This is a genomic window from Frigoribacterium sp. CFBP 13729 (assembly GCF_014841875.1).
Taxonomy (GTDB): domain Bacteria; phylum Actinomycetota; class Actinomycetes; order Actinomycetales; family Microbacteriaceae; genus Frigoribacterium.
The window spans coordinates 236,770-253,927 of sequence record NZ_JACYUR010000003.1; the positions used below are offsets into that span (position 1 = coordinate 236,770).

17 protein-coding genes are annotated in these 17,158 nt (G+C 75.6%); 9 read left to right on the top strand and 8 right to left on the bottom strand.

The genetic code is table 11. From position 1 onward, the window contains the following. Positions 1 to 240: 240 nt before the first annotated feature. Together IFT77_RS11500 and IFT77_RS11505 are read left to right on the top strand one after the other, a co-directional pair. Positions 241 to 906, top strand: a complete 666-nt coding sequence (locus IFT77_RS11500) for an SDR family NAD(P)-dependent oxidoreductase (RefSeq protein ID WP_192170040.1) — start codon at positions 241 to 243, stop codon at positions 904 to 906. Between the two features lie 251 nt (positions 907 to 1,157). Beyond that, positions 1,158 to 1,559: a cupin domain-containing protein gene (locus IFT77_RS11505; RefSeq protein ID WP_192040603.1), complete on the top strand. Its 402-nt coding sequence runs from the start codon at positions 1,158 to 1,160 to the stop codon at positions 1,557 to 1,559. Between the two features lie 46 nt (positions 1,560 to 1,605). On the opposite strand, the gene IFT77_RS11510 is transcribed toward IFT77_RS11505, so the two are convergent. Continuing rightward, entirely contained in the window at positions 1,606 to 2,274 is a 669-nt protein-coding gene (locus IFT77_RS11510) for a histidine phosphatase family protein (protein WP_192170041.1), read from the bottom strand. A 137-nt stretch (positions 2,275 to 2,411) separates the two neighbouring features. Between IFT77_RS11510 and chrA the strand changes: the two genes are divergently transcribed. Beyond that, positions 2,412 to 3,671: a chromate efflux transporter gene (gene chrA / locus IFT77_RS11515; protein ID WP_192170042.1), complete on the top strand. Its 1,260-nt coding sequence runs from the start codon at positions 2,412 to 2,414 to the stop codon at positions 3,669 to 3,671. 130 nt (positions 3,672 to 3,801) lie between these two features. On the opposite strand, the gene IFT77_RS11520 is transcribed toward chrA, so the two are convergent. The 5 genes from IFT77_RS11520 to IFT77_RS11540 form a co-directional block, all read right to left on the bottom strand. Continuing rightward, on the bottom strand, positions 3,802 to 3,972 hold the full coding sequence (locus IFT77_RS11520; RefSeq protein WP_192040600.1) for an antitoxin: 171 nt from the start codon (positions 3,970 to 3,972) through the stop codon (positions 3,802 to 3,804). 116 nt (positions 3,973 to 4,088) lie between these two features. Beyond that, positions 4,089 to 5,279: an FtsX-like permease family protein gene (locus tag IFT77_RS11525; RefSeq protein ID WP_192170043.1), complete on the bottom strand. Its 1,191-nt coding sequence runs from the start codon at positions 5,277 to 5,279 to the stop codon at positions 4,089 to 4,091. Further along, entirely contained in the window at positions 5,276 to 6,061 is a 786-nt protein-coding gene (locus IFT77_RS11530; protein ID WP_192170044.1) for an ABC transporter ATP-binding protein, read from the bottom strand. The genes IFT77_RS11525 and IFT77_RS11530 overlap by 4 nt, the downstream gene beginning before the upstream one ends. After that, positions 6,058 to 7,164, bottom strand: a complete 1,107-nt coding sequence (locus IFT77_RS17480; protein WP_192170045.1) for a peptidoglycan-binding protein — start codon at positions 7,162 to 7,164, stop codon at positions 6,058 to 6,060. The genes IFT77_RS11530 and IFT77_RS17480 overlap by 4 nt, the downstream gene beginning before the upstream one ends. Beyond that, on the bottom strand, positions 7,161 to 7,685 hold the full coding sequence (locus IFT77_RS11540; protein WP_192040596.1) for a hypothetical protein: 525 nt from the start codon (positions 7,683 to 7,685) through the stop codon (positions 7,161 to 7,163). The genes IFT77_RS17480 and IFT77_RS11540 overlap by 4 nt, the downstream gene beginning before the upstream one ends. A gap of 197 nt (positions 7,686 to 7,882) precedes the next feature. On the opposite strand from IFT77_RS11540, the gene IFT77_RS11545 reads away from it, so the two are divergent. Both IFT77_RS11545 and IFT77_RS11550 read left to right on the top strand, forming a co-directional pair. Next, entirely contained in the window at positions 7,883 to 8,620 is a 738-nt protein-coding gene (locus IFT77_RS11545; RefSeq protein ID WP_192170046.1) for a response regulator, read from the top strand. After that, a complete protein-coding gene (locus IFT77_RS11550) occupies positions 8,617 to 9,819 on the top strand; it encodes a HAMP domain-containing sensor histidine kinase (protein WP_192170047.1) in 1,203 nt (400 codons plus the stop codon). Before IFT77_RS11545 ends, IFT77_RS11550 begins: the two co-directional genes overlap by 4 nt. Before the next feature lie 129 nt (positions 9,820 to 9,948). Here IFT77_RS11550 and IFT77_RS11555 read toward each other — a convergent pair whose 3' ends face one another. Together IFT77_RS11555 and IFT77_RS11560 are read right to left on the bottom strand one after the other, a co-directional pair. After that, positions 9,949 to 11,100, bottom strand: a complete 1,152-nt coding sequence (locus IFT77_RS11555; protein ID WP_192040593.1) for an ATP-binding protein — start codon at positions 11,098 to 11,100, stop codon at positions 9,949 to 9,951. Next, on the bottom strand, positions 11,093 to 11,788 hold the full coding sequence (locus tag IFT77_RS11560; protein ID WP_192040592.1) for a response regulator transcription factor: 696 nt from the start codon (positions 11,786 to 11,788) through the stop codon (positions 11,093 to 11,095). The genes IFT77_RS11555 and IFT77_RS11560 overlap by 8 nt, the downstream gene beginning before the upstream one ends. 87 nt (positions 11,789 to 11,875) lie before the next feature. Here IFT77_RS11560 and IFT77_RS11565 point away from each other — a divergent pair, with 87 nt between their 5' ends. Genes IFT77_RS11565 through IFT77_RS17485 form a run of 4 tightly spaced genes read left to right on the top strand, consistent with a single transcriptional unit; the run spans position 11,876 to position 17,116 of the window. Next, complete coding sequence (locus IFT77_RS11565; RefSeq protein ID WP_244638742.1) at positions 11,876 to 12,664, top strand: M15 family metallopeptidase; 789 nt, start codon at positions 11,876 to 11,878, stop codon at positions 12,662 to 12,664. Then, a complete protein-coding gene (alr, locus tag IFT77_RS11570) occupies positions 12,661 to 13,896 on the top strand; it encodes an alanine racemase (protein WP_371741031.1) in 1,236 nt (411 codons plus the stop codon). The genes IFT77_RS11565 and alr overlap by 4 nt, the downstream gene beginning before the upstream one ends. Further along, entirely contained in the window at positions 13,893 to 14,909 is a 1,017-nt protein-coding gene (locus IFT77_RS11575) for an ATP-grasp domain-containing protein (RefSeq protein WP_192170048.1), read from the top strand. The genes alr and IFT77_RS11575 overlap by 4 nt, the downstream gene beginning before the upstream one ends. Before the next feature lie 11 nt (positions 14,910 to 14,920). Next, positions 14,921 to 17,116: a CapA family protein gene (locus IFT77_RS17485; RefSeq protein ID WP_192170049.1), complete on the top strand. Its 2,196-nt coding sequence runs from the start codon at positions 14,921 to 14,923 to the stop codon at positions 17,114 to 17,116. Positions 17,117 to 17,158 lie beyond the last annotated feature (42 nt).

Consider the following 17,158-nt stretch of genomic DNA (forward strand, 5'->3'; position numbering starts at 1 on the left):
CCGCGCAGCTCGCGCCTGCACCCCTCGGACCCGCGCGCACCCTCGAGCGCGCCGACGGGTCTGCGCGGGTTCGAGGGTCTGTGCGCGTCAGCCGCGGCCGCCATGCACCCCGGAGTGGACCGTGCCCCCGTCGTGTCGGGGTGTTTAGTCCACTCCGGGGTGCATCGTGCCGCTGCGCGGCGCCCGAGCGTTCCCTGGCAGGGCGCGTCACGCCTCCGACGCCGTCCGTAGGGTCGGGCCATGACCACACTCGCCATCATCGGCGCCGGCCAGGGCCTCGGCCTGGCCGTCGCCCGCCGCTTCGCCCGCGAGGGCCTCAGCATCGCGTTGATCGCCCGCGACCAGGCCCGGGTCGACGAGCTCGCCGCGACCCTCGTCGCCGAGGGCCACACGGCCGCCGGCTTCGTCGCCGACGTGCGCGACCGCCCCTCCCTCGTCTCCGCGCTCGAGCAGGCCGCCTCCCGCCTCGGCCCGATCGAGGTGCTGCAGTACAGCCCCCTCCCCGCCAAGGAGTTCATGCGCCCCGTGCTCGAGACCGTCGCCGACGACCTCGTCGGCCCGGTCGAGTTCTCGATCTACGGCCCGGCGACGGCGGCGCACCAGGTGATCCCGGGGATGCGCAGCATCGGCGGCGGCACGCTCCTCTTCGTCAACGGCGCCAGCGCGGTGCGTCCGCGCGACGGCGTCACGGGCACGGCCGTCGCGTTCGCGGGCGAGAGCGCCTACGCCGAGCTGCTTCACGGCGCCCTGGCGTCCGAGGGCATCCACGTCGGACAGCTGATCATCCCGCTCGGCATCGGCGGCGGCGACCCGGCCCACGAGCCGGACGTGCTCGCCGACACCCTGTGGACGATGCACGCCGAGAAGGGCGACTTCCGCGTCTACGCGGCGCCGCTGCCCGACTGACGCGGGCCCCCGGCCCTGGGGCGAAGGAGGCGCGATGCCCGTCGGGCGCCGCGCCTCCTGCCGTCCTGCCAGCTGCAGGCGTGGCCTCTCCCCCGCACCACGCACGTGCCGCACCTCCACAGGGGCACCAGCAGGGCACCCCGCGCGCCGGGACGTCGTCGTAGCGTCGAGGTGCGCCTCGCGGTCAGCCCCGCGGCGGCGCGAGCGGCCGCCGCCCGGTCGGCCGCTCCCCCGACGACCGAGGAGCACCCGTGCAGATCGTCCCGAAGAAGCCGACCGTCAAGAACCCGTCCGAGCAGTTCACCGGCGACGTCTGGCTCGACGCGATCGCGTCGCCGCAGCAGGAGGGCGACCGGATGACGGTCGTGAAGGTGCGGTTCCTGCCCGGGGCCCGCACGGCCTGGCACTCGCACGCGAGGGGTCAGACCCTGCACGTCACCGAGGGCGTCGCGCTGCTCGGCTCACGCGACGGCACCGTGATCGAGGCGCTGCCGGGCCAGACGGTCTACACGCCGCCCGGCGAGGAGCACTGGCACGGCGCCACGCCCGACGACTACATGGAGCACCTCGCCATGATCGAGTCGGCCGACGACCCGTCGACCACCACGACGTGGCTCGAGCACGTGTCGGACGACGACTACCGGCGCCCGTAGGCCGAGCAGACCCGAGGCCCGAGACCGAACCCGAACCCGCAGGCTTTCAGTCCCCGTCGGCCGCCTCGCCGAGCGCCTCGCCGGTCGGGTCGTTCGGGGCGGCGACGCCGACGGGCGCACCCTGCCAGCTCACGACCGTCCAGCCGGCGACCGGCGAGCCCGAGACCTCGATGACGCCCGTGTTCTCCATCTCGGTGCTGGTCGTGAACTCGGGGTCGACGTTGAGCGCGCGGCCGCCGAGCCAGACGCGGGTGGCGGCGCCGTGGCCCACGACGACCACGGTGGCGTCGTCGTCGTGCAGCGCGACGACGTCCGCGATCGCGGCGTCGAACCGCCCGAAGAACGCGTGGCCGTCCGGGGCGCCCGGGGCCGAGGCCGTGAGGTCTCCCCCTGCCCAGGCGACCAACGGCAGGACATAGCCGCGCAGCGCCTCCTCGTCGGTGCGGTCCTCGAGGTCGCCGGCCTCGATCTCGTGCAGTCCGTCACGGACGACGACGTCGAGCCCGAGGCGGGCGGCGAGGGGGGAGGCGGTCTGCTGGGCACGGACGAGCGTCGACGCGTAGACGGCGTCGATCCGGTCGTCGCCCAGCGTCCCGGCGAGGGCCTCGGCCTGTTCGCGACCGAGGTCGGTGAGGTCGGGGCCGGGGGCCGCGCTGGAGACGGCACCTGCGGCGTTGGCGGTGCTCTGGCCGTGTCGGACGAGGAGGATGCGCACGTCGTCGAGTCTTCCACGGCACGGATGTGACGGAAGTCCCAGGGGCCGGGTCGCGGCACCCGACCGTCACCTCCTGGTCACCGTCCGTCCATCCCAGGCCGCGGCGGCAGGCCGCGACATCAGCGACCATGGGATCGATGGACCAGACCGGCGACAGCCCGCAGGAGGCGCCCCCGCGCCCCGGCACCGCGGCCGAGGTGCTCCGCGCCTTCGCCGTGCTCGGCGTCACGTCGTTCGGCGGCCCGGTCGCGCACCTCGGCTTCTTCCGTGCCGACCTCGTCGAGCGCAGGCGCTGGCTCGGCGATGCCGACTACGGCGACCTCGTCGTGCTGGGGCAGTTCCTCCCCGGTCCGGCCTCGAGCCAGGTCGGCTTCGGCCTCGGCCTGCTGCGCGCCGGCCCGGTCGGCGCCCTCGCCGCGTTCGCAGCCTTCACCCTCCCGTCGGCCCTCCTCATGCTCGCGGTCGCCTCGGGCGTCGGATTCCTCGAGGGTCTGGTGGGTGCCGCGCTCGTGTCGGGCCTCACGATCGGCGCGGTGGCGATAGTCGCGCACGCCGTCGCGGGGATGGCCCGCTCGCTGGCTGCCGACCGGACCCGCGCCTCCGTCGCCGTGGTCGCCGCCGTGCTCGCGCTCGCGCTGCCGGGCTCGGCGGGGCAGCTCTCCGCGATCGCCGTCGGGGTGCTGGCGGGGCTGTGGCTGCTCCGCGGCGCGAGCGACCCGGCCGGCGGCACGGACGCCTCCCCGCCGGAGGCACCCGCGGCGTGGGCCGCCGCCGTCCCTCGGAGGGCCGCCCTCGCCTGCCTCGTGGCCTTCGGCGCGCTGCTCGGCGGCCTGCCGCTGCTCGCCCGCGCGACGGGCTCGGAGGCGATCGCACTGGTCGACGTCTTCTACCGGTCAGGGGCCCTCGTGTTCGGGGGCGGCCACGTGGTGCTGCCGCTGCTGCAGGCGGGCCTCGTCGACCCGGGCTGGGTGACCGAGGAGGCGTTCCTCACGGGGTACGCGGCGGCCCAGGCCGTGCCCGGCCCGCTCTTCACCCTCGCCACCTACCTCGGCGCCGTGACGACGCTCGGCCCGGGAGGTGCCGTCGGCGCCCTGCTCGCGACGCTGGCGGTCTTCGCGCCGGGCCTGCTCCTCCTCGTCGGGGTGCTGCCGTTCTGGGCGGCGCTGCGCGGCCGCGCCTGGCTGCGCGGCGTCATGCGGGGCGCGGGGGCCGCGGTCGTCGGGCTGCTCGCGGCCGCGCTCTGGGACCCGGTGGTGACGACGGCGATCACGTCGACCGGGGCGTTCTGCCTCGCGCTCGTGTGCTTCGTGCTGCTGACGGCGTGGCGGACCCCGCCGTGGGCCGTCGTGCTCGTCGCCGCGGCCGGCGGCCTCGTGCTCGCGGCTGCGGGCACGTGAGACGTCGCCCGTGTCACGGGCGGCCCGACGGCGGACAGACCCGACGCCGAACGACCTGACGACGAAGAGGCCCGACGACGAACGACCCGGCGCCGTTCCGGGCACCGGGTCGTTCGTCAGGGGCGTCGGCTCAGTGGCCGACCTTGCCGTCGGCGGCGTCGCCGGCCTTGTCGATCTTGTCGTCGTACTTGCCGCCGGTCTTCTGCGAGGCGGCCTGCTCGGCCTTGTCGATCCCCGCGTCGGTGACCTTCTCGCCCTTGTCGCTGCTGAGCGCGTCCTTCGCGCTGTCCATGAGACCCATGTCGTCGTCCTCTCGTCGTCGGCCCGCCCAGAGCGGACCTCCACCAGGAGACTCCGCGACGCTCGTCGCCGTCCGGACGCGCAGGCAGGTCACAGGCCGGGGACGACGGCGCGGGCTCACGACTGCAGGGCCTCCGTCGGCGGCGTGCGCGCGGCGCGGATCGCCGGCCACAGCCCGGCGACCGCGCCGATCACCAGGGTCGCTCCGAGGCCGGCGCCGAGCACGGCCGGCGGCACGGCGAGCGGCCACCCCCGTGAGGCCGCGAACACCGCGGTGACCGCCAGGCCGAGCACGATCCCCCCGACCCCGCCCAGCAGCGACAGCAGCAGCGCCTCGGCGAGGAACTGGTCGCGCACGTGGGCCTTCGTGGCCCCGAGCGCACGACGCAGCCCGATCTCGCGGCGCCGCTCGAGCACGGAGATCACCATCGTGTTCGCGACGCCGATCCCCCCGACGAGCAGGGCCACCGACCCCAGGCCCACGAGCAGCCCGGTGAACGCCTGGTCGGCTGCCTGCCTGGCGGCGAGGGCGTCGGAGGGGCGTGCCACGCTGACCTCGGAGGGCGCGTCGGGGCGGATGGTCGGCGCGATCAGCTCGCGCACCTCGTCGACCCTCTCGTCGTCGACCCGGAGGTACACCGCCGAGGGCGGGACGGCGGCGCCGGTGAGCACCTCGGCGTCCCGCTCGCCGATCAGCGCGGAGCGGTCGACGTCCGACGCGAGCGGCGAGGGCTCGAGCACCCCGATGACGAGGTGCTCGGTCTTCCCGACGAGGACGTGCTGGCCGGGCCCGCTGACGCCGAGGGCCTCGGCGGCGGCCGATCCGAGCACCACGGTGGGATAGGACGCGGTCCCGTCCGTGAACCAGGTGCCGGCGGCGAGGTCCGTGCCGAGCACGTCGAGCAGCCCCGAGGAGGCGGTCCGCACCGTGATCCCGCCCGTCTCGCCCTCGGGCACGGCGGCGCTGCGGTAGACGCCGACCCCGGCGACGACACCCGTCGACGCGACCGCCTCGACACCGTCGACCCGGGCTGCCGACCCCAGCGTGGTCAGGGGCAAGGGCGTCTCCTCGCCGAAGAGGTCCTGTCCCTGGCTGGCCTCGAGCAGGTTGGTCCCGAGCGTGTCGAGCTGCGCTGCGAGCCGAGCCTGGCTCGAGGTGGAGATGCCGACGACCGCGATCATCGCGGCGATGCCGATGGCGATCCCGAGGGCGGAGAGCAGGGCCCTGGTGGGACGGGTGAGGAGTCCGGACGCTCCCAGGCGGAGGACGTCCGCCGGGAGCAGCCGCGATGCGGTCGGGTCGGTCACGAGAGGGCTCCTCTGCTCGGGGCGGGCGACGGCACGGTGCCCGGGCCCGGCGCCGGCGCAGTCGGCGACGAGCTGTCGTCCACCACGCGGCCGTCCCGGATGGTCACACGGCGGGGAAGACGAGCTGCGAGGTCGGCGTCGTGGGTGATGACGATGATCGACGTCCCCTCCCGGTGCAGCTCGTGCAGCAGCTCGACGATGCCGGCGCCGGCGCGGCTGTCGAGGTTGCCGGTGGGCTCGTCGGCCAGCAGCAGGGGCGGCCGGTGCACCACGGCCCGGGCGATCGCGACGCGTTGGCGCTCCCCGCCCGACAGCTGGTTCGGCTCGTGGTCGAGCCGGTGCCCGAGCCCGACCCGCTCGAGTGCCGCCGTCGCCCGCTGGCGTCGCGACCGCTGCGGCACGCCCGAGTAGAGGAGCCCTGCGGCGACGTTGTCGACCGCCGAGACGCCCTCACTGAGGTGGAACTGCTGGAACACGAAGCCGATGCGGTGGGCCCGCAGCCCCGAGAGGGCGCGGTCGCTCTGGGCCGCGACGTCGACACCGTCGATGAGGACGGTCCCCGTCGTCGGCCGGTCGAGGGTGCCGAGCACGTTGAGCAGGGTCGACTTGCCCGACCCGGACGGGCCGACGACCGCGAGCAGCTCGCCGCGCTGCACGGTCAGGGACACGTCGGCGAGCGCGACGGTCGGTGGCCGGCCGTAGGTGCGTCCGACGTCGCGGAGCTCGACGACCGGGTCGGGTGCAGCCCCCGCGGGCGTCGGCACAGCTGCCGTGGTGCTCATGCGGGCACCACGACCTCGTCGCCCTCGGAGACGTCGCCCGAGACCTCGACCCGGTCGCCCGCGAACAGGCCGACCTCGACGGGCACCAGGCGTGAGCCCGAGGCCCGGCCGACGACCTCGACGACGAACCCGCCGCCGCTCGCGGCGCCGAGCGCCGTGACGGGCACGGACAGGACGCCCTCGCGGACCTCCGACCGGAACCCGACCTGGACGGCGGCAGCGGTCAGGTCCCCGGCCGCCGCAGGGTCGTCGAAGGACACCGAGACGGCGACGACTGTCTTGCCGTCGGCGTCGCGGGGCGCTCCGACACCGGTGACCCGGCCGGCGGCGGATCCGCCGGTCGGCAGGTCGACCGTGACGACCCCGTCGAGGCGGGCGAGGGGGGAGCCGACCGGCAGGTCGACGGTGACGACGCGGTCCCCGCGGGAGGTCGGGTAGAGCGGTGCCCCCGCGCCGACCTCGTCGCCGACGGCGACGCCGGCCTCGCCCATGGTGAAGGTCCCCGTGACGAACTGGATGCGCCCCTTCTCGAGGGCGCCGGTGCGCGGCAGCCCGAGCTCCTTCTGCCACGCCTTCACGGCGGTCTCCGTGCGGGCGTCGAAGTGGTCGTTCGCCGTGCCCTTGAGGAAGCCCCAGGCGACGAGGCTGCGCTCGAGCTGCCCGACGTCGGGCCCGTCGGTCATGCCGGACTCGAAGCTGCGCCACTGGGGCAGCGCCCCCTCGACGGCGAGCACGGGCGTGTTGTCCACCCGGTACAGCACCGAGCGGGACGTGAGCTCCGTCCCGGGGGCAGGCAGCTCCGTGACGGTGCCGCCGAGCCCGGCGACGATCGCCGGTCCGCCGAGGAGGCTGAGCTTGCCGGCCTTCTGCGTGACGCCGGTCAGGTCGCCCCGGGTCACCTCCGCCGTGGCCGTCGGGGCGGCCGCACCCGCGCCGGACTCGCCGTCGGAGTCGGCGGCGGCCCCGCCCGGCGAGCCGACGAGCACGACTCCCGTGACGACCACGGCCGCGGTCACGACGACGGCGACGGACAGCCACACCCACCGGCGGCGACGACGACCACGACCCGGCGCGGTGCCGGCGTCGTCCTCGACCGAGGTCACTTCCGCACCGTGGTGGAGCCGTTGCCCGCTGCTCCGCCGCAGGCCTCGAGGACGTCGGCAGGGACGTCCTCGGCGCCGTTGCCGAGGCCCGAGCCGCCCTCGCTCGGGTCGGCGACGTCGTAGCCCTTCTCCCGCAGGCACTTGGCGGACTCGCGGGCCTGCGCCTCGTACTCCTCCTGGTCCTTCTTCTCCTGCGCCGTCACGGGCCGCGGGCCGAGCTCGTCCGTGACCTTCTCCTGGCACGTCTCGAAGGCCGCGTTCAGCACGTCCATGTCGATGTCGGCGGAGAAGCCCTGCTGCATGCCGTCGGCGGTCGGGTCCGGGACGTCGATGCCCTCCTCGCGCAGGCACGACGCGTGGGCGACGTCCCACTTCTGTGCGTCGGCGGAGACCTGCGAGTCGCTCTTCACGTCCGGCGTCGCGTCGCCGTCGCCCGAGGTGCAGGCGGCGAGGGCGACGACGAGGAGGGGCACGGCGGCCAGGGCGAACAGCGCACGGGAGGTGCGGGAGGAGGTGGTCATGGTCGGTTCCTTCGCTGGAGGAGGTGCGGGGCGACCACGCGGCCGCTCCCGGTCCGCTCGGAGAGGGACGACGACGATCCCACCGTCCAGCGCGTTGCGAGGTCGTAAGCAGCCCGCTTTATGCTGACGTGACAGATCACATGTGACACTTCCTCCGGAAGCGCATCCGCTGCCGTCGCCCGACCGAGAGGAACTCCGTGCGCGTACTGGTCGTCGAGGACGAGCCCTGGCTGGCCGAGGCCGTGCAGACCACGCTCGAGCGCGCGTCGATGTCGGTCGACGTCGCGCCCGACGGCGAGGCCGCCCTCGAGCGCCTGGCCGTGGTCGACTACGACGCCGTCGTGCTCGACCGCGACCTCCCCGGCGTGCACGGCGACGACGTCTGCGCCACGATCGCCGCGACGCCCGGCGGTCCCGCCGTGCTGATGCTGACCGCCGCCGGCGCCCTGCGCGACCGCGTCGGCGGCCTCGAGCTCGGCGCGGACGACTACCTCACGAAGCCGGTGGAGTTCCCCGAGCTCGTGGCCCGCCTGCGGTCGCTGGCGCGACGCCCTCGCCGGGCGGCGCCTCCGGTGCTCCGCTGCGGGTCGCTGCGCTGGGACCCGTTCCGGCACGAGGTCGAGCGCTCCGGACGGCACGTGCGGCTGACCCGCAAGGAGTTCGCGGTGCTCGGCGTGCTGCTGGCGGCCGAGGGCGGGGTCGTCAGCGCCGAGCACCTGCTCGAGAGGGCCTGGGACGAGAACGCCGACCCGTTCACGAACTCGGTCCGCGTCACCATCTCGAACCTCCGTCAGCGGCTGGGCGAGCCGTGGATGATCCACACCGTGCCCGGCGTCGGCTACCGGCTGTTGCCGGACACGGAGACGGGCACCGACGCGGACGCCGACGCTCGTGCCGGCACCCCGGGCGCCGGCCGCACGGGACTCCCCCGGTGACCCGCCTGGGCACCGGCACGTACTGGCAGCGACGCCGACTGAGCGCGCGGGCGAGGCTGACCCTGACCTTCACGGGGCTGCTCTTCGTGGTCGGCGCCGCGATCGTGACGAGCGTCGTCGTGGTCATGCGGTACCTCCCCCGCTACGCCATCACCGCCGTCGTCGGCCCCTCGGTCGACATGCGCCCCAGCGAGGTCACGGCCCCGACGTCGGCCCCGGCCTTCGAGCGCGTCCCCGCGACCCCCGACGCGACCACGCTGATCTCCGACTCGCTGACCATCAACGGCGAGGGCGATCTGCTCCGCGTGCTCCTCACGACGTCCCTCGTGGTCTTCGTCGTCGTGCTCGCGCTGGGCGCCTGGCTGAGCTGGGTGCTCGCCGGGCGCCTCCTGCGGCCCCTCGACCACCTCGCCGACGCGGCACGCGAGGCCGAGCTCGGCCAGACGAGCAGGCGCCCGACGCTCGACCACGACCGCCTCGCGCTGGCCGGTCCCCACGACGAGTTCCACCGCCTCGCGAGTGCCTTCGACGACATGCTCGAGCGCCTCGACGGCTCGTACCGGGCGCAGCAGCGCTTCGCCGCGAACGCCTCCCACGAGCTCCGGACCCCGCTGGCGACGACCCAGGCGATGCTCGACGTCGCCCTCGCCGAGCCGCAGAGCGTCGACGTCGAACGTCTCGGCACGCGGCTGCGCGAGACCAACACCCGCAGCCTGAGGACGGTGGAGGCGCTGCTCACCCTGGCGGACGCCACCGCCGGCCAGGGCGACGACCGCCCCGTCGACCTGCGCGAGCTCGTCGTCGACGCGCTCGCCCGGGCTGAGCCGACGGCCGCCGCGGCCGGCACCACGCTGGTCGACGACCTCGAGCCGGCCGTCGTCGAGGGAGACCCCGCGCTGCTCGCCGCCCTCGTGACGAACCTCGTCGACAACGCGCTGCGGCACGGGCGCCCCGGCGGCCGGGTCGAGGTCGTGCTCCGGGGCCGCCTCCTGAGCGTCGCCAACGACGGTGACGTCCTCGAGCCCGACGAGGTCGCCCGCCTGACCGAGGCGTTCCACCGAGGCGCCCGTCGCGTGCACGGCGCCGGGGGGCACGGACTCGGCCTGGCGATCGTGCAGGCCGTCTGCGACCGCCACGGTGCCCGCCTCGAACTCGTGCCGAGGCGCGCAGGCGGGCTCCGCGTCGACGTCGAGTTCTGAGTCAGTCGCCGGTCATCTCAGCCCGCCTCACACCAGCTGGTCGCTGAGGACGACGGCGACCGTCACGCCGCACGCCGCACGACGCCGCACGACGCCGCACGCCGACGACGCCGATGCATCGCGCCGTGGTCAAGGACTCGGGGCGACGGATGCGCGCCCGAGTCGCACCCGGACGACGAGACCGCCGCCGGGCCGGGGCGCGAGGTCGAGCCGTCCGCCGTGAGCCCGCACGACCGCGTCCACGATCGCGAGGCCGAGGCCCGTGCCGCCGTCCCCGTCGTGCAGGCGGGCGGCGCCGCGCTGGAACGGCTGCGTGAGCGTCGGCACCAGGTCGCGGGGCACCTCCTCGCCGGTGTTGTCCACGACGAGCTCGACGTGGTCGCCGTCGACCCGGGTCCGCACGTGCACCACGGCCGGCTCGACCGAGCGGCCGTCGCCGTGCCCGGCGCCGGCGCCGGCGCCGTCGACGTTGTGGACGATCCCGTTGTGCACGAGGTTCGTCACCACCTGCAGCAGCAGCGCCGGCGAGCCCGAGGTGGCCGCGGCCTCGCCCGAGGCGTCGAGGGCGACCCCCCTAGGCTCGGCCAGCGGCAGCAGCGTCTCGACCGCCTCCTCGGCCAGCAGGGAGAGGTCGACGACCTCGCGCACGGCGGGGAGCTGGTCGGCCCGGCTCAGCAGCAGCAGCGCCTCGGTCAGGTCGACGGCCCGCGTGTTGACCGCGCTGAGGCGCTCGACGAGCAGGGCGGCATCACGGGACGGGTCCTCCCGCGCGACGTCGAGCAGAGCCCGCGTCACGGCGAGCGGGGTCCTGAGCTCGTGGGAGGCGTTGGCCGCGAACCGCTGCTGGGTCTCGACCTGCGCCTCCACCGTCGCCAGCATCGCGTCGAAGGCGTCGGCCAGGTCGCGGAACTCGTCCGAGCGGCCGGGGAGGTCGACCCGGTGCGAGAGGGACCCGGCCTCGACACGGCGGGCGGCCTCGGCGAGCCGCTCGAGCGGGGCCAGCACCCGGCCCGCGAGCAGCCAGCCGCCCACCAGGCCGAGCACGAGCAGGACCGCGAGGGCGAGACCGGCGCGGGGCAGGAACGCGTCGACGAGGTCGCCGCGCCCGGGAACGAAGCTGCCGTTGTAGTCGGGGCGCCGGGGCACGTAGCGCAGCAGGAACAACCAGACCACCGCGAGGAGGAGCAGGCCCGTGACGACGACGACGCCCGCGTAGCTGAGCGCGAGGCGCACGCGGACGCTGACGCCGCGGTGCCTCGGCGCCGCGGGGGGCCTAGGCACGGTCGGGGGCCTCGGGCGCGGCTGCCGTTCCGACGTCGATCCGGTAGCCGACGCCCGGCACCGTCGCGATCACCCACGGCTCGCCCAGGCGCTTGCGCAGGGCCGACATCGTGATCCGGACGGCGTTCGTGAAGGGGTCCGCGTTCTCGTCCCAGGCCCGCTCGAGCAGCTGCTCGGCGCTGACCACCCCGCCGCCCGCCCCGACGAGCACCTCGAGCACCGCGAACTGCTTACGGGTCAGGGCCACGTGGCGCCCGTCGCGGTGCACCTCACGTCGGAACGGGTCGATCCGCAGCCCGGCGAGCTCGGTGACCGGCGGGCGGTGGTGGGTGCGCCGCCGGTCGAGCGCCCTCAGGCGGAGCACGAGCTCGCGCAGGTCGAACGGCTTCGTGAGGTAGTCGTCGGCGCCGGCCTCGAAGCCGGTCGCCTTGTCGTCCAGCCGGTCGGCCGCCGTGAGCATGAGCACGCGGACGCCGCTGGCCGAGGCGACGATGCGCTCGGCGACCTCGTCGCCCGAGGGGCCGGGCACGTCGCGGTCGAGCACGGCGACGTCGTAGCTGTTGAGGTCGAGCAGCGCGAGGGCCGTGTCGCCGTCGCCCGCCACGTCGGAGGCGATCGCCTCCAGCCGCAGGCCGTCGTGGATCGCCTGGGCCAGCAGGGGCTCGTCCTCGAGGATCAACACGCGCATGCGCTCGATGGTACGAGCAGGGAGGTATCCGCCGCGTATCGGAAATGCTTAACGTCACGGCAACGGCCCCTGCCGTGCACTGGGACCATGTCCGACACCGCTCCGCTCCCGATCCCGGCGCCCCGCACACCCCTCTCGGCTCCTGCCGACGCGTCCGCACCCGCCGACGCATCTGCTCACCGCCGTCGGCGGCTCGGCGCCCGCGACCTCACGCTGATGGTGGCCGCTGCCGTGCTCCTCGTGGCCGCGCTCGTGGCCGCCGCCTGGGCGGGCGTCGCGTTCTCCGGCGGCGCCCCGGTCGGCAGCGGCAGTGCCGACGGCGGCAGCTTCGGCGGCCGAGCGGGCGACAGCGGAGCCGGCGGGCCGGTCGACGGCGCGGTCCTCGCCGGCGACGGCGATCCCTCCCGCGACCAGGACGCGACCGGGGAGGCGGGTGGGGTCGTCCCCGACGGCACCTCGGCCTTCGACGTCGACGTGCCGGGGGTCGCGGGGCTCGACCCGCGCCTCCTCGACGCCCTGCAGCGCGCCGCGACCGCCGCCTCCTCCGACGGCGTGGACGTCGTCGTCAACAGCGGCTGGCGCTCCGCGGCCCACCAGGAGCAGCTGCTGCGGGACGCGGTCGCACAGTACGGGTCGGCCCGGGAGGCGGCGCGCTGGGTGTCCACGCCGGCCACGTCCGCGCACGTGAGCGGCGACGCGGTCGACATCGGCTCGTGGGACGCGACCGACTGGTTCTCCCGGAACGGCGCCGCCTACGACCTCTGCCAGATCTATGAGAACGAGACCTGGCACTACGAGTTGCGGGACGGTGCCTCGCGGACCGGCTGCCCGCCGATGTACCGCGACCCGACCGAGGACCCGAGGACGCGCGCGTGAGCGCGGCGTCCGCCCTGCGCGTGCACGACGACGCCGTCCGGGCCAACACGGCGCACTTCGCCGCGCTGACCGGCGGCCGGCTGATGGCCGTGCTCAAGGCCGACGGCTTCGGCCACGGCTCGGTGGCGGCGTCGGTGATCGAGAGCGGCGCGCGGTCCGTCGGCGTGACGTCGGTCGAGGAGGCGCTGGCCCTCCGCGCCGAGGGCGTGCGCGTGCCCGTCCTCAGCTGGCTCAACGCGCCGGACGCCGACTTCGAGGCCGCGATCCGCGCCGACGTCGACCTGGCCGTCCCCGGACCCGAGCTGCTGCACGCGGTCGCCCGCGCGGCCCGCTCCGCCGGGCGACCGGCCCGCGTGCACCTGCACGTCGACGTCGGCATGGCCCGGGACGGCTGTCCGCCCGGTGCGTGGCGCTGCCTGTGCGACCTCGCCCGGGAGCTGCGGGCCGCCGGCCAGGTGCGCGTCGTCGGGGTGATGGGGCACATGTCGTGCGCCGACCGCCCGGGCGACGAGCAGAACGAGCGGGAGCGCCTCGCCTTCGACGCGGCGCTGCGGACCGCGAGGAGGCGCGGGCTGGCCCCCGCCGTCGCCCACCTCGCCGCGACGGCGGCCACCGTGACGGGTGCGGGAGCCGGCTTCGACCTGCACCGCATCGGGGCGGGGCTCTTCGGGATCGACCCGTCGGGCACCTCCTCGGCCCTGCGTCCGGCCCTGACGCTCACGTCGCACGTCGTGTCGTCGCGGGAGGCCTCGGCGGGGACCGGCGTCGGGTACGGCCTGGCGCACGTGCTGGCGCGACGCACGAACCTCGCCCTGCTCCCGATCGGCTACGGCGACGGGCTGCCCCGGACGGCCTCGCACCGCGCCGAGGTGCTGGTCCGCGGCCGCCGACGACCCGTGGTCGGCCTCTTCTCGATGGACATGGTCGTCGTCGACACGGGGGACGACCTCGTGCGGCCGGGCGAGCCCGCCGTCCTGTTCGGCCCGGGAGAGGGCGGCGAGCCCACGGTGGCCGACTGGGCCCGCTGGGCCGACACCGTGCCGCACGAGATCGTCACGCGGATCGGCAGCCGCGTCGCGCGGGTGCACCGCACGACCGATGCCTCCGTTCCCGCCGCCTCCGCGCTCCGCGCCTCCTCCGTGCCCGGCCGCTCCCCCGCGCCCCGCCCTTCCTCCGCGCCCCGCGCCCCCTCGATCCCCCTCCCCTCCGACGAAGCAGGAGCCCTCGCATGACAGGACAGAAGACCGTGACGACCGACCGGGAGAGCCCGCGCGTCGCCGTGATCGGGGGCGGTGCGAACGGCGAGCACGAGGTGTCGCTCGCCTCGGCGGCGGCGGTCACGCGCGCGGTGCGCGAGCTCGGCGCCGAGGCCGTCGCGCTCACCGTCGACCGCGAGGGCGGCTGGCACCTCGAGGGCGAGGGCGCCGTCACGCCCGCGCAGGCCGTGGCCGTGCTGACGGACTGCGCCGTCGCCTTCCCGGTGCTGCACGGCGTCGACGGCGAGGACGGCGCCGTGGCCGGGCTGCTGGTGATGACCGGGGTGCCCTTCGTCGGCTCGCCGGTGCGGGCAGGCGCCCTCGCCGCCGACAAGTGGGCCACGAAGCTCGTCGCCGAGGCGGTCGGCGTGGCCACCGCCCCGGGCGTCCTCGTGCGCGCCGGCGACGGTGTCTGCCGCGGCGGCGGCCACGGGCCGCACGGCATCACGCTCGCGCCGCCGCTCGTGGTCAAGCCGACGTCCGCCGGGTCGAGCGACGGGGTGTCGGTCGTCGCCGACCTCGCCGAGCTGCCCGCTGCGGTGGCCCACGCCCGGACCGCCGGCGAGCTGGTGCTCGTCGAGTCGTGCGTCGAGGGCCGCGAGGTCGACATCGCCCTGTTCCGCGACGCGGGCGGCGTGCTGCGCGCCGGGTCGACCCTCGAGATCGGCGTCGACCCGCACGGGGTCTTCGACCGCGACAGCAAGTACGACGGGAGCGCCGAGTTCAGGCTGCCGGCCCGCCTCACGCTCGCCGAGCACACCGCGGTCGAGCGGACGGCCCGCCTGCTGTACGACGCGCTCGGCTGCGACGGCGTCGCCCGCTTCGACTTCTTCGTCACGGACGCCGGCGTCGTGCTCAACGAGGTCAACACGTCGCCGGGGTTCACCGAGCGGTCGCAGGTCCCCCGGATGTTCGAGGCCGTCGGCCTCGGCTACGTCGAGCTCGTCGGGGCGCTCGTCGACGCCGCGCTGACCGGCGGTCGCGCGTGAGCGTCGCGGCCGTGAGCGCCCCGGCGTCGTCCTCGTCGCCCGCGTCGCGCGAGGGCTGGGCCGACGCGCTCAAGGGCCTGCTCGTCGTCCTGGTGGTGCTCTGGCACGTCGTCCTGAAGAGCACGCTGCAGGTCGACTGGCAGCTCGGCCTGCCGGTGCCGGGGGCCTGGGGCCTCGCCGTCGACGCCGTCTGGCCGTTCCTCATGCCGGCGTTCGTGCTGGTCTCGGGCGTGTTCGCCGCGGGTGCGCTGGCCCGGCCGTGGTCGGCGGTCCTCCGGCCACGAGTGCTGCGCTTCGCCTGGCTCTACCTGCTCTGGTCGCTGATCCACACGGCCGCCCTGTGGGCGTTCCCCGAGTTCCCGACCTTCGTGCCCCGCAGCGTGGCCGAGTTCGTCGAGGCCGTCACGATCAGCCCGATGAGCACCTGGTACCTCTACGCCCTCGTGCTCTACTTCGTCGTGGCGAAGGCGCTGCGCCGTGTGCCGCCGGTCGTCGTCGTGGCGGCCGCCGCCGCGCTGTCCGTCGTCGTCTCGTCCGGGCTCGTCGAGGTGGTGTCGAACCGGGGGCAGCTGCTCGGCGACCTCGTCTTCTTCGTGCTCGGCGCCTCCCTCGCCCCGTGGCTCCGCCGGGTCGTGCCCGGCGCGCGCCTCCGGGTCGTCCTCGGGCTGGTGGCCGTGTACGCCGCAGCGTTCGCGGCCGTGCGCGTCACCGGCTCCGCGGCGGTGCCGGGTGCCTGGCTCGTCCTGTCGCTGCTGGGGTCGGGCGCCGTCCTCGCGACGTCGCCGTGGCTGGCGCGGATCCGGGTCGTCGGCCCCGTGCTGGTGCGGCTCGGACGGCGGAGCCTGCCGATCTACCTGCTGCACATGCCCCTCCTGGCCCTCGCCGACCACCTGCTCGCCGAGCCGCTCTCGGGGGCGCGGGTGGGCGCGAAGCTCGTCGCCGCCGCCGCGCTGCCCGTGGCGCTGACGGCGGCGCTCGTCGGGATCTGCCTCGTGATCGACCGGCTCGCGGCCCGCGACGGTCTCGGCTGGCTCTGGGACCTGCCGGGGCGACGCACGGCCCGGGCGGCCGAGGTCGACCGCCCGCACCCGCCGGCGGGTCGCTCGGGTCGGACGCCGCGACGGTCGGGTCGGGCGCCCTGGCGCGCCGGCGCCGCCGCGCTGCTGCTCGTGCTCGGCGGCGTCGCCGGCACCCGTGCCCAGCAGCTCGCCGGCTGCACGGTTGACCTGCCCGCGCGGCCGGCCGCCGTCGAGGGGCAGGTCAGCATCGGCGCCGTCGGCGACGTCCTCATGCACGACGTCGGGCACCGCGTGCCGGCCGACGGAGGCGCGAGCCACCTCGACGAGGTGCGCCCCTGGTTCACCGAGGACCTCGTCACGGGCAACCTCGAGCAGGTGATCGCCGACGACACCGGGTTCGACAAGTGCGCCGCCGGCAGCGACTGCCTGGCGTTCCGCAGCGACCCGGGGACGGCGGCGCACCTCGCCGGCTTCGACCTGATGAACATGGCGAACAACCACACCGGCGACTTCGGCCCGGTCGGGTACCGCGAGACGAGGGAGGCGCTGGCCGGCCAGGGCATCGCCGCCGTCGGCGAGCGCGACGAGATCGTCTGCACCCGGATCGGCGGCACGGTCGTCGCCGTCGTCGGCTTCGCCCCCTACGCGGGCACGAACCGGGTCACCGACCTCAGGCACGTGCGGAAGGTCGTGGCCGCGGCGTCGGCGGCCGCCGACGTGGTCGTCGTGCACGCGCACATGGGCGCCGAGGGCCCGGACGCGAACGTGGTCCGTCCCGGCCCGGAGCAGATGTTCGGCGAGGACCGCGGCGATCCCGTGGCCTTCGCGCACGCCGCCGTCGACGCCGGCGCGGACCTCGTGGTCGGGCACGGGCCGCACAGCCTGCGCGCGGCCGAGTTCCGCGACGGGAAGCTCATCGCCTACAGCCTCGGGAACTTCGGCGGCGGGGGCGTCTTCGGGGCGGAGGAGGCGACGCGCCACGGCGTGCACCTCGACGTCGTGCTCGACGCGGACGGGTCGTTCGTGCGGGGGCAGCTGAGGTCGGCACGGTTCGACTTCGCGGACGGCCGGCCGGTCCCGGACCCCGCGGGGAAGGCAGCCGACCTCGTGCGCGAGTTCGGCGAGCGCGACCTGCCGACGACGGCGCCGCTGATCGGGCCCGACGGTGAGCTCTCGCCGCGCGGGTGAGGCGGCGGCGCGCACGCCGGGGCACGACGGCCACGATCGGTA